We start from the raw sequence: 12,022 nt of genomic DNA, 5'->3' as shown, positions 1-12,022 counted from the left end.
TCCGATAGCTCCCCACCCCGCCTCGCGGCGGCGCAGTAATCGTCGGCTTCAGGCCGGAGAGCGTTTGCCTGGAGAGGACTTGCACCTCTCGGGTCATGGCACACTTACAGGCGCACGGATCGCCACGCTCCAGCGTGGCCGCGCCAGCCATCCCAACAACCGTTTGGAGCGTCGAACAGGGATCGCCCGCCGACATCAGCCACTCGCCAATCAGCACGGCCTGGTAGCCAATCGCGTGGAGATGACGCACATCCTCGAGTGATCGGATGCCGCTCTCGGCGACGGCGACACACCCGGGCGGAATCTCGCCGACCAACGCGTCGCAGGCTCCGAGATCCACGGCCAGCGTATTCAGGTTTCGGCTATTGACGCCGATGATGGTCGCGCCCGCATCGATGCCCTGGCGGATCTCGTCGGCTGTGTGGGCCTCGACCAGTGCAGCCAGCCCCATCGTCCGGGCGGCTTCGACCAATGCGGTCAGCTCGGAGGGCACGCACGCCGCGACAATCAGCAAGACCGCGTCGGCGCCGGCGGCTCTCGCCTCCAGCAACTGGTACTCGTCGATGATGAAATCCTTGCGGAGGATTGGGAGTGCGACCGCGGCGCGCACCTCCTCCAGATGCGTCAGAGACCCATCGAAAAAGGTGGGCTCGGTCAAGACGGATACCGCCGACGCGCCGCCCTCCTCGTACGCCCGTGCAATGTCGCCAGGTTTGTAGTCCCTCCGCAACACGCCACGTGCCGGTGACCGGCGCTTGCACTCCGCAATCACGTTGATCCGTCCCGTGCGCGCCACGGCTTCCCGAAACGCTACGCCCCGTGGCTCACGTTGGGCCGCGCGACTCGCCAGTGCAGTCGCCGACTCGCTGGCGCGCCGCGTCGCGACAATGCGTCGCGACGCCGCCACGATCGCATCCAACAGATTCGCGGAGGACGCGCCGGCCGGTTGCCCCACTGGTTATGCCTCGCCTTTCACAGACGTGCCGCCCACGTTGTGAGACGCAGATACGAGACGATCGAGCACGGCCCGTCCGGCGCCGGAGTCGATCGCTTCTCCTGCCCGTGCGATGCCGTCGCGAAGCGTGTCCGCCTTGCCTGCCAGCAGCAGCACGGCCCCGGCGTTCAGGAGCACGATGTCGCGCGCAGGCCCTCTGGTGCCCCGAAGGATGTCTCGCGCAATCTCCGCGTTAGTGGCCGCGTCGCCTCCGGCGAGTGATGCGGGCGTGGCTTTCGGCAAGCCGACGTCGCCCGGATGCAGATAGAAAGTGTTGACCGTGCGGCCACGCGACTCGGACACCTTCGTGTAGCCGGTGGTCGAGATCTCATCGAGCCCGTCGGCACCATGCACCACCCACGCACGCTCGGAACCGAGCAGCGAGAGCGACCGCGCAATCAACTCGGTGAGTTCGGGCCTCGGCACGCCGATGAGCTGCCGTCTGGGCTGGGTCGGGTTGGTCAGCGGGCCAAGCAGGTTGAACGCGGTTCTCACGCCCAGTTCCCTTCTCACCTCGGCGACGTTTCGCATGGAGGGATGGAACACCGGGGCGAAGAGAAACGCCATGCCGGTCTCGGCAAGGCACGTTTCGACGACCGGAGGCGGCGCCGCGACGTTCACGCCCAGGGCCTCGAACACGTCCGCGCTGCCGCACCGGCTCGAGACCGACCGATTGCCGTGCTTCGCCACGGTGACGCCGCAGGCGGCCACGACAATGGCGGCGACAGAGGAGATGTTGAACGTGCCGGCCCCGTCTCCGCCGGTGCCGCACAGGTCGACCGTGCCACCCTCCGGGGAGCGGATGCTGACCGCCCGTGCCCGCATACTGCGCGCGAACCCGACGATCTCGTCCGGGCGTTCGCCCTTCATGGCCAGGCCCACGAGCAGACCTGCCACCTGGGCGCCGCGCGCGTGGCCGTCGATGATGGCATCCATCGCGGCCCTGGCTTCATCAGCGGTCAGATCCTGCCGCCGCATCACGGTCTGGAGCAGATCGCCCAGCATGGCATGCGCCTCCGCTACTTGAGATTGAGGAAATTGCGAAGCAGGTGCCTGCCTTCGGGGGTCAGCACCGACTCCGGATGAAACTGGACGCCGTGTACCTGCCATGTCCTGTGCCGCAACGCCATCACGACGCCATCGCCGGCGGCGCGCGCGGTCACTTCGAGGTCTGCCGGCCAACCGTCCTCGGCTACCGCCAGCGAGTGATAACGACCGGCGTCAAACGCGCCCCGCAATCCCTGGAAGAGGCCCTTGCCATCGTGCTCGATCGACGACACCTTGCCGTGCCTCGGCCGCGGCGCGCGCACGACGCGCCCCCCAAACACGTGCCCGATCGCCTGATGGCCGAGACAGACGCCGAGAATCGGCAACTTGCCAGCGAAGGCCCGGATCACGTCCTCCGACACACCGGCATCCTCGGGCCGGCCGGGTCCGGGCGAGATCACGATGCGCTCCGGCCGCAACGCGTCGATCTCCGGGATCGTGATCGCGTTGCTGCGAAACACGACGGGCGTCGCCCCAAGCTCGCCAAAATACTGGACGAGGTTGTAGGTGAACGAATCAAAGTTGTCGATGATCAACAACACGTCGTTGCCCCTCTCGCTTCACCCGACGCCTCTCGGGCCGAAGCCCGAGTCGCGCGCACCGTCCTACAACCCCTGCTGAGCCAGATCCAGCGCGCGAAACATCGCTCGCGCCTTGTCGCGCGTCTCTTCAAATTCCGCCGTCGGGTCCGAGTCGGCGACAATGCCCGCCCCAGCCTGCACCAGGGCCCGGCGGCCCACGATGACGACGGTGCGAATCGTGATGCAGAAATCCAGGTTGCCCGCAAAGTCGAGGTATCCCACCGCGCCGCCATAGGCACCGCGACGGGATGGCTCGAGGCTCGCAATAATCTCCATCGCACGGACCTTTGGCGCGCCAGATACCGTCCCCGCCGGGAAGCAGGAGACCAGCGCGTCCAACCGATCGCGATCCTCGGCGAGCTTGCCCTCGACAATCGAGACCAGGTGCATGACGTGCGAATAGCGTTCGAGCGCCATGAACTGGGACACGCGCACCGACCCGTACTCGCACACCCGCCCGATATCGTTGCGGCCGAGATCGACCAGCATGACGTGCTCGGCCCGCTCCTTCTCGCTGGCCTTCAGTTCCTCTGCCAGGAGCTGATCCTCCTCGGCGGTCGGCCCTCGCGGGCGCGTCCCGGCAATCGGATGGGTCTCCACCCGCCGGCCTTCCACGCGCACGAGCATCTCGGGCGATGCCCCGACCATCGACACGTCAGCCATCTTCACGAAGAACATGTATGGCGACGGATTTACGTGACGCAGGGCCCGGTAGACGGCGAAGGGATCGGCATCGAGGTCCGCCTCGAAGCGCTGCGACAGGACCACCTGGTAGATGTCCCCCGCCGCGATCAACTCCTTGGCCGAGCGCACGTGCTGTTCGAATTGCTCACGCGTCATGTTTGGCGGCATATCGATTGGCGCGGCCGTCTGACGTTCTCCCTGCGACAGGTTGCGCTCCAACTCGCGCTCGAGAAACTCGATCTTCGCGCACGCGAACTGGTAGAGCGCGTGCAGGTCATCATCGGCGGAGATCCGGGCATTCGCGATGATCAGGATGCGGTGCTGCACATGGTCGAAGGCGAGCACCGTGTCAAACAACATGAAGCCGGCCTGATCGATGACCGGATCGGCCTCCGACACCGGCTGCAGCATGACCGGCTCGAACCAGGAGACCGCGTCGTACCCCATGAACCCGACGGCTCCACCCGTGAACCGCGGCAGGCCGGGCACGGAGGGCGAGCGGAACTCGGCCATCACCCGTCGCAACGTGGGGACAAAGCCCTCCTCGCTGATCGTCGTGGTGCCACTGCGCTCGAGGGTGACGACGCCGTCGACGGCGCGGAGGATCAGGAACGGATCCTTGCCGAGAAACGAGTAGCGGGCAACCTGCTCGCCGCCTTCCACGCTTTCCAGCAGGTACGCGTAGTCGGAGTGCTCCGCGATCTTCAGGAACGCCGACACCGGCGTCAGCAGATCGGCCATGATCTCCTTGCACACCGGCACAAACGTTCCCTGCTTGGCCCATTCGACAAACTGCTCAAAGGTCGTGAGGTTCATGACTGTTCCGTTCGGGTTGCGAGCGTCCGGACCGCGGCGGCATGGAGCGCGGCGACACTCGGCGTACGGCCCGTCCACCACGCCTGCTGGAGCCGGGCTTGTTCAATCAACATGGTGAGGCCGCCGATCGTCCGGCATCCTGCCAGTTCGGCGTCGCGAAGGAGTCGCGTCTTCTCTGGGTGATAGACCAGGTCGTAGACGGTTCCGCCATCGAACACACCTTCGGGAAACGAGGTCCGCTCCACGTCGGGATACGTCCCGACCGGCGTCGCGTTGACGAGCAGGTCCCAGCTCGACAGCGGCACCGGACGCGCCGCGCCCGACACGCCGAGAGCGGTCGCCACATCCCTGGCTGTATCGGCCGAGCGCCCGAACACCGTCACATTCGCGCCGGCGTCCCGGAGGGCCGTTGCCACCGCGCGCGCGGCGCCGCCTGTCCCCAGGATCGCAACCCGGGTTCCGCGTGGCACATCAATGCGCAGGCCTGCAACAAATCCCTGTCCATCGGTGTTGGTGCCCGACCACCGGCCGTTGGCGTGCGCAAGGGTGTTGATGGCGCCGAGGGCTTTCGCTCCGGGATCGACATCATCGAGACAACCGAAGAGGTCGACCTTGAATGGTATCGTCACGCTGGCGCCAGCCAGATCGAATCCGCGAGCAAACGTCATCGCATCATCAGCATCTGCGGCCGGCAACGGCACGTAGGCGGCATCGACGCCTACTTCGGCGAATCCGGCGTTGTGCATCGCGGGCGATGGCGAATGCGAGATCCCGCGACCGAACAGTCCATACACGCGAGTGTCTGCACCGATCCGTCGGAACGCCAGCTCGCCGATGAGCTGCGCTGTGCTCATCTGGCCAGGCGCCACGCCTTCGCCGGCGTAGGTCCAGCACGATCCAAACCGCGCCGCGAACACGCGCGTCACAAGACCGGCCTCGCCCATCGCCAGAAGTACGATGCGCCGGCCTCGATGCTTCCGACCCAGTTGCAGCAATGGCAGGCAGTCGCTCAGCCGCGATGCCATGACGGCCACTTTCACGACCTCGGCGCCGGTGGCCAGCATCGCGTCCACCCGCGAGGACAGATCGGCGGGCACGCCCCCGAAGTCGTGGTACGACAGCACGACGTTGCGTCCGTGGCGCGACCGGATCACATCATCAAGTCCTGCCCGCCACTCGATGTCGACGAACTCGGCACCCGCACCGAGCGCCCGCAGGAGCAGCGCGCGCCGCTCCTGTTCAGTCCCTGTGAAGTGGCCACCTTCGGCGGTCCACCGGCACGTGACGACGACCGGGAGACGGCGGCCCTTGAGCGCGGCATCAACATCCGGATCCGGCACGGTGTCGAGACGCATCTCGACCAGGTCGGCACCCGCAACCCCGTCGCGGACGCGAATCAGGTCGGCCATCGTGCGGGCCGTCACCGTGGCGCAGATTCCTGGGCCTTCTGCCATGGACATCACAAACGAAAAAAGCCTCTCCAGCCGGTTGGCTGAAAAGGCTTTGTGGTCTATCTCGCGTCGTCGATCTTAGGAATCAAGCCTCTCAGCTGGTCTGGACACACCACCACCACCAAGTCGGATACACGGTGATGCCGCTGAGAGATTTCGTCATTTCCTGCGAAGAGGCTACCAGAGGGCCTCCACTCTGTCAAACGCCGTGCACCTGAGTGCCGGGGCTGAAGACCCGGCATTCTGTCCAAGCTGGAGGGCGGGTCTTCACACTGTCTGAGGGGGTACTCAAGCTGGAGACCGGGTCTTCACACTGGAGGAGTGGGTATTCAAGCTGGAGGCCGGGTCTTCAGACCCGGCATTCACGCGCAACGAATTCCAGGAGCTCTTCGCGCGAATAGATCTGAGATCCCCAGTGCGGATACTCGGTCAACCTTTCCACCAACCCTGCCCGAACAGGGTTTTCGATGATGTACTTGATGAGTTCTGCGACGCGCTCGTCGCTACGCACCAACCGCTCGAAGTAACTCTCCTGCCACAATCGGCGCCCCGCAACCTGCGCGAACGCAAAACCCGACCGCTGTTTGGCGCGACGCACGAAGCCTCGGAAGTCGGCGTTCTCCGACTGACCCGTGACAATGGCGTGCAGGTGGTCGGGCATGAAGCAGTAAGCAAGAATTGCGAACTGTGCGGCCACCGAGACGCGCAGAAATTGCGCCCAGACCAGCGCGATCGTGTCCGCATCGCCGAACTCGCAATTGCGCTGGTGCGTGCAAATGGTCAGGAAGTACTGACGGATGCCGACATACTCACTTGGATCGAGGCGATGGGGACGGCTCATCAGAGCCAACACGAGTGCAAGGTCCGAGCCGTGTTGAAGCGGTCTTGCTAGATGCGTGGCAGCCGTTGGCACGGTGTTCCTGCCAAGGACTCTCAACCGGCGGCTTCGGCCGCCTGCGGTGCCTAGCGCCGCCAGCACCTCCTCGAGTCTGGGCGGGGCCGGCAACAAGGCGGGGGAAGCACGTCACGCAGCGACCTTGGGGAGGCGCTTACCGGATTCCCTTGCAAGTTCCAACGGAGCGTGGCTAGCATTCGAAGTCCGGTGCTCGGGCGGTTGGCCAACGCCAGATGCCCGAGCGGCAAGGAGTGCATGCCAAGCTCTCTCGACATCTTTAAGAGCATCAAATCGGCTTGGAAGCGGCGGCCGGATCCAACAGCGGCATCGACGATTCAGCAGATCGCCAAAATGGCGGTGGGTACTGGGACAGCCCAGAATGCTGCGCTTGCTGGGCGGGTCATGGCGGATCATCGTGGGAGATTGGCCCTCGCCCTCTTCTTCGTACCGGGAATGTACTTGGCCCTGGCGCTCTGTGCAGGTCTAATACTCGCCGTTGCTGGAGGGTTGAGTTGGCTGCTTGGTTCGTTGTTTGAGTACCTGGCGACACCGGGCGCGAGGGTAAGGATCCCGATGAAAGGAGTGCTGGGATACGTGTTGATCATGGTTGGGTGCGCCATTGGATTGTGGCAGATAGTAAGAGCCGGGTTCTTGTCCGTGCGGCGGATCCGAGTGCACACACTGGCTCTACCCATATGCCAACAAGATGCGCCGGACCTCTTTCGTCTGCTAGGACAGATTGGAGCACGGTTGGAATGCCGCCAACCCGAATCCGTCGTGATTGAGCTTGGCACGTCGTTCTTCGTTACGGAAGCAGAAGTCCATACTGTCGCGGGGCATGTCCGAGGGCAGACGCTGTGCTTGTCTGGACCGCTACTGCGACTATTGACGGTGTCCGAATTGACGGCTGTCCTTGTTCATGAGTTGTCCCATTTCACGGGAGCTGACACTTTCTACAGTAGACGCTTCTACCCTGTCTACCGCGGCGCATCGGAAGCAATCGCCGGGCTTCGCCGAGTCGCCGATGCGGATGGCGAGGCCGCGGCTGCCATGTCGGTCGGTCTTTGGGTCCCACTCTTGGTCTTGGAGCGGTATCTCGCGGTCTTTCGCAGGCTCGAATCCCGGATTGGCCGTGCTCGGGAGTTGCGAGCGGACTCAATTGCGCCCCTGGTTACTTCTCCTCAGGCAGTCGCCTCCTCGCTAACGAAGGCAATCGCGGCCGTGCCGCTCTTCCGGTCGGCAACGGCATGGTTCTCAGAGCAAGCCAGAAGCGGTCACCTCCCGATAAATCTGTCGGCGGTCTTTGCGGACGGCGTCGCCCGCTCTGTCGGGTTGAAGCTGGATCCAAAGATGGACAACGGAGTCACACACCCGACGGACAGCCATCCTTGCCTGGAGGATCGCCTTCGTGCCATCGGAGTCGCCGCAGTAGAGGTTGATTCGCAGCCGGCACACGTAGCTGCCGACCTCGTTCCATGTCTTGAAGCAGTCGAACGGCGACTGACCAAGTTTCTTGGGGAAGTGCTAAGCGCCTCACCGGCACAGAGCAGCTCTGGCTAGGCGACACCGACATACATCGATGAACGTCGCGGGCCGGATTGCACACCAGCGGGGACATATCGATGAGCAAGATTATCGGAATCGACCTCGGAACCACGAATTCGGTCGTCGCGGTCATGGAGGGCGGAGCGTCAGTCGTCATCACCAATGCCGAAGGAGGCAGGCTGACGCCAAGTGTCGTCGGGTTCAGCGAGACTGGCGAGCGCTTCGTGGGGCAGGCTGCCAAGCGACAGACAATCACCAACCCGGAGAACACGGTGTTCTCCATCAAGCGGTTCATGGGACAACGCTTCGAGGAACTCAGTGAAGAAATGAAGATGGTGCCGTACTGCGTCGTGCGTGACGGACACCACGTGGCCGTGCAAGTGCAGGTGTCGGGCAAGGAGGAGCGCTTCGCGCCGGCGCAGGTCTCTGCCATGGTGCTGCAGAAGCTGAAGCGGGCGGCAGAGGCGTATTTGGGGCAGCCGGTCACCAAGGCAGTCATCACCGTCCCGGCGTACTTCAACGACGCGCAGCGGCAGTCCACCAAGGAGGCCGGAGCGATTGCCGGGCTGGACGTTATGAGGGTCGTTAGCAGTACTGTTGCCGCGGCGCTGGCGTACGGGCACGACAAGAAAGAGGACGAGACGGTCGCGGTGTACGACTTTGGCGGCGGCACCTTCGAGATATCGATCCTGGAAGTCGGTGAGGGCGTGGTCGAAGTCAAGTCGACCAACGGCGACACGCATCTCGGCGGCGACAATCTCGACCAACGAATCATCGAGTGGGTAGCGGCCGAGTTCAAGAAGAGCGACGGGATCGACCTGACGAAGGACCGGAGGGCACTCCAGCGGCTCCGCGAGGCCGCCGAGAACGCCAAGATAGAACTCTCGACGGTGTTGGGGACGGAGATATTTCTGCCGTTCATCAGCGCGGATGCGACCGGTCCGAAGAGTCTCCAGTTGAAACTGACTCTGGCCAAGTTCGAGGAACTGGTCGAAGACCTGCTCCAGAAGACCGTGGGACCGGTCAAGCAGGCAATGGCCGACGCGGGGCTTCAGCCGTCGCAGATTGACACGGTTGTGCTGGTCGGTGGATCGACCCGCATTCCGAGAGTGCAGCAGATAGTGCGCGACGTGTTCGGCAAAGAGCCGTACAAAGGCGTCAATCCCGACGAGGTAGTCGCGCTCGGCGCGGCCATCCGGGCTGGCGTGCTGGCCGGTGAAGTGAAGGACTTGTGCCTGTTAGACGTGACGCCGTTCTCGCTTGGCATTGAAACGCTCGGCGGCGTGCTGACGACGCTGATTCCGCGCAACACGATGATTCCGACGCGCAAAAGCGAGGTGTTCTCGACGGCGGCCGACAGTCAATCGAGCGTGGAGGTGCATGTGTTGCAGGGTGAGCGGCCGATTGCGCGCGACAATCGCACGCTCGGACGGATCCACTTCGACGGCATTCGGCTCGCGCCGCGTGGCGTTCCGTAGATTGAAATCACATTTGATATCGATGCCAACGGCACGGTCAACGTGACCGTCAAGGAAATGGGCACGGGCAAGGAACAGAAGACCCTCATCAAGACCAATTCAGATCTGGAGACGTTATGGCGGTGCGACTGTGAACACTCGATCGTATCGCTGGAGTGCCCCCCCGACGAGAGCCAAGTGACGGCTAACACGCGCTGAACGGTCGAATCCACACGACACCAGCGGAGGGACTTGCCTCCGGGCTGGAATGCGACAACAATGCGCCCGCGGTCGGTAGTCCCCAAGTGCAGGCGGATGCGCACAGAACCTCTCGGCACCAATTGACTCGATCCCCGTCTGTGAGGGTAGGCTGACGAGTACTGACATGGGCTGTACCAAGAATCGAGTCGACCGGTGGCGAGACTTCGACGAAGCCATCTACGCCACCACTGCCGATTTTGAGCGGCATTGGCATTCGCCATCCACGGCACTACAACTTGCCTCCTCAATGAATGGCGGCAATAATGCCAGCGGGCGGCGGGCGGTTTCCAAATGCGAGTGGATGAGCGACGGGCGCTTGACCAACAATTGACGCCATCCACCCTCGTGAAGATGGACCGCTAATTCCTCGAGGGAGGTATCATGCCTACGGCACAAGCTCCAGAATCGGTCATGCTTGAGTTCCTTCGTTCCACGGGTGAGCAGGTGCGACTGCTCGATCTGGGTGCCGAATTCTCGACGCAACAGGGCGTTCCCACCGATAGGCTGTCCGGCCCTTTCCGGATCTCGATCGGTCGCAGGCAGAGCAAGGCCGGCAACGCATTCTACGAGTATTCCCAGAACAATCTGCCACTGCCCGACGGTTTGTCGACGTGGCTCCGAATCGAAGGAGTCGTGGTTCCCATGGGGAGAATTCGACCCTCGCAGAAGGGACACCCGACGCGGGAGGGCGCGGCCAGAATTGTTGTCGGCGGCGTTCTCTACGTCGTCACCGCGTACCTCACAGAAAGCAAGACGCCGTACTGGGTCAAGGTGTTGGCTCACAAAGTACCTGATAGTTCTGCTGCTCTGAAAAAAGCTCAGTCCGCCCCTCGTGGCGGCAGCATCGTCTACTAAAGACGCGGATTCAAGAGGATGGCTAGGCACACGATGTACCAAAGCAGCGTGAACGAGAAGTGGTGCGTTCTCGATCTGCCCGACGACTACAGCGACGGCCAACCGTTTCCCCCGCCGAGAACCACAGACCGGTGGTTCGACACGGAAGATGAGGCCAGGCAGGAGCTGCTTCAAAGGCTCGACCGCCAGGAAACGGAATGATAGCTTCGGTGAAGGGTCTGACACTTCACGCGACGGTCTGGGCAGTACGGGTGCGGCAAGTGAGCTCAATGTCGTGCGTCGGCCGCGGCTGCAATGTGACGGTAGACGCTCGTTGAACGTTCGGGGTGATCGATGCCGCTGGACCCTTTTAGCGGAACGACTTTTGTCGCGTACATGGACATCTCCGGCTTCAGGAAGATGATGACCGAAGAGTCACGGGCGGTTCGCGCACTGGATTGCTTTTACCAAGCCGGCTACGACGCACTCCACCGACAGAACGGCCAACCAAGGGTCGATGGGCTGTTCATTTCCGACTGTGGAGTTCTGTTCGTTCGCGGGGCTGGCCAAGGCAGCCATGCTGGCCTGCAGACGTTGTTGGATGTCGTCGAGAGGATCAACCGCGAGGTCCTTGCCAGCAAAGTCATGCTGACGACCTCGATAGCGCACGGATCGTTCAGCTACCACAATCGCTTGGAATTTCCGGGAATCGAGAAGAACCCCGCCTACGGCAACGCCTACGTATCGGCCTTTCTAGACAACGAACGTGGCAACCCGAGGATCCAGCCAGGCAAGTGTCGGATCGTACGGCGGCCAGCGGCGGAACAACACGAAGCCGCCCTCGCCACTCTCAGTTGTCCCCGGCTGCGAGTCTCGCGCGTAAGACATGCGTACTTCTTCTGGATGGTCCGAGACGGAAGCGAGATCGCTGCATTCGAGAAACGCTACCATGATGCGTACTCGCTGAAGGACTACAAGGGGATGCTCGAGGCGCTTCGCTCGGCATCGAATCCCACGGTTCCTCCCGAACAGCCAAGACGAGAGTAGCGAAACACAACACCGGCACTCATGCGCCCGACGCTGTTCCTCGCCGGCCGTCAAAATGTAGCAGCCACCGTCCTTCGTCGACGGCCAGGCAGCGTGACCCCATGAAGACTGGATCCCGGCGCCGGGTTTCAAGACCCGGCCTCCAGTGCGCGGCCTCTGCCGTGCGACCAAACGACGAACGTGAGGATCGGACGACGAACGCGCGGCCTCGGCTCTGGGATCGGTCGCCGGATGTGCAAACCCCACCTCTTGAAGCCGACCACTCGCCTTGTCGGCTGGCTGGGTCTGCTTCGCTGAGTGCCGGGGCTGAAGCCCCGGCCTCCAGTGGGCGGCCCCAGTCAGTGCGCGGCCCCAGCCGAAGTGACAATCACTCCCGGACAACCACTCCGGGAGTGGTTATCATGTAGCTA

At 63.3% G+C, this 12,022-nt stretch carries 9 protein-coding genes and 1 pseudogene; 4 read left to right on the top strand and 6 right to left on the bottom strand.

Features of this window, described 5'->3' with window-relative positions:
* The 6 genes from trpC to NT151_09330 all read right to left on the bottom strand — a co-directional run.
* On the bottom strand, positions 1-907 hold a 907-nt coding region (gene trpC / locus NT151_09355), incomplete at its 3' end, for an indole-3-glycerol phosphate synthase TrpC (protein MCX6539122.1).
* A gap of 51 nt (positions 908-958) precedes the next feature.
* A complete protein-coding gene (gene trpD / locus NT151_09350) occupies positions 959-1,999 on the bottom strand; it encodes an anthranilate phosphoribosyltransferase (protein ID MCX6539121.1) in 1,041 nt (346 codons plus the stop codon).
* A gap of 14 nt (positions 2,000-2,013) precedes the next feature.
* Positions 2,014-2,583 (bottom strand): aminodeoxychorismate/anthranilate synthase component II, encoded by a 570-nt coding sequence (locus tag NT151_09345; GenBank protein ID MCX6539120.1) that lies wholly within the window; start codon positions 2,581-2,583, stop codon positions 2,014-2,016.
* Between the two features lie 63 nt (positions 2,584-2,646).
* Positions 2,647-4,122 carry an anthranilate synthase component I gene (gene trpE / locus NT151_09340; GenBank protein ID MCX6539119.1) on the bottom strand — a complete coding sequence of 492 codons (1,476 nt, stop codon included), beginning with the start codon at positions 4,120-4,122 and terminating at the stop codon, positions 2,647-2,649.
* Positions 4,119-5,576 carry a shikimate dehydrogenase gene (aroE, locus tag NT151_09335; GenBank protein ID MCX6539118.1) on the bottom strand — a complete coding sequence of 486 codons (1,458 nt, stop codon included), beginning with the start codon at positions 5,574-5,576 and terminating at the stop codon, positions 4,119-4,121. The genes trpE and aroE overlap by 4 nt, the downstream gene beginning before the upstream one ends.
* Positions 5,577-5,922: 346 nt before the next feature.
* On the bottom strand, positions 5,923-6,426 hold the full coding sequence (locus NT151_09330) for a transposase (GenBank protein ID MCX6539117.1): 504 nt from the start codon (positions 6,424-6,426) through the stop codon (positions 5,923-5,925).
* 1,664 nt (positions 6,427-8,090) lie between these two features.
* Between NT151_09330 and dnaK the strand changes: the two are divergent.
* The 4 genes and pseudogenes from dnaK to NT151_09310 all read left to right on the top strand — a co-directional run bounded on the left by dnaK (position 8,091) and on the right by NT151_09310 (position 11,612).
* Positions 8,091-9,599, top strand: a pseudogene (gene dnaK / locus NT151_09325) (molecular chaperone DnaK).
* 543 nt (positions 9,600-10,142) lie between these two features.
* Positions 10,143-10,586: a hypothetical protein gene (locus NT151_09320; GenBank protein MCX6539116.1), complete on the top strand. Its 444-nt coding sequence runs from the start codon at positions 10,143-10,145 to the stop codon at positions 10,584-10,586.
* A gap of 18 nt (positions 10,587-10,604) precedes the next feature.
* Complete coding sequence (locus tag NT151_09315) at positions 10,605-10,787, top strand: hypothetical protein (protein ID MCX6539115.1); 183 nt, start codon at positions 10,605-10,607, stop codon at positions 10,785-10,787.
* A 132-nt stretch (positions 10,788-10,919) separates the two neighbouring features.
* A complete protein-coding gene (locus tag NT151_09310) occupies positions 10,920-11,612 on the top strand; it encodes a hypothetical protein (GenBank protein MCX6539114.1) in 693 nt (230 codons plus the stop codon).
* Positions 11,613-12,022 lie beyond the last annotated feature (410 nt).

The sequence above is a fragment of the Acidobacteriota bacterium genome (assembly GCA_026393675.1).
Lineage (GTDB): Bacteria > Acidobacteriota > Vicinamibacteria > Vicinamibacterales > JAKQTR01 > JBAXOX01.
Note: the sequence above shows the minus strand (reverse complement) of the source record. Positions and strands in the feature narration are given on the sequence as shown.

Bases quoted from the DNA above. Each gene is read 5' to 3' on its own strand.
- trpE (MCX6539119.1), bottom strand. From the start codon at position 4,122: ATGAACCTCACGACCTTTGAGCAGTTTGTCGAATGGGCCAAGCAGGGA.
- NT151_09310 (MCX6539114.1), top strand. From the start codon at position 10,920: ATGCCGCTGGACCCTTTTAGCGGAACGACTTTTGTCGCGTACATGGAC.
- NT151_09320 (MCX6539116.1), top strand. From the start codon at position 10,143: ATGCTTGAGTTCCTTCGTTCCACGGGTGAGCAGGTGCGACTGCTCGAT.
- aroE (MCX6539118.1), bottom strand. From the start codon at position 5,576: ATGGCAGAAGGCCCAGGAATCTGCGCCACGGTGACGGCCCGCACGATG.
- trpD (MCX6539121.1), bottom strand. From the start codon at position 1,999: ATGCTGGGCGATCTGCTCCAGACCGTGATGCGGCGGCAGGATCTGACC.
- NT151_09315 (MCX6539115.1), top strand. From the start codon at position 10,605: ATGGCTAGGCACACGATGTACCAAAGCAGCGTGAACGAGAAGTGGTGC.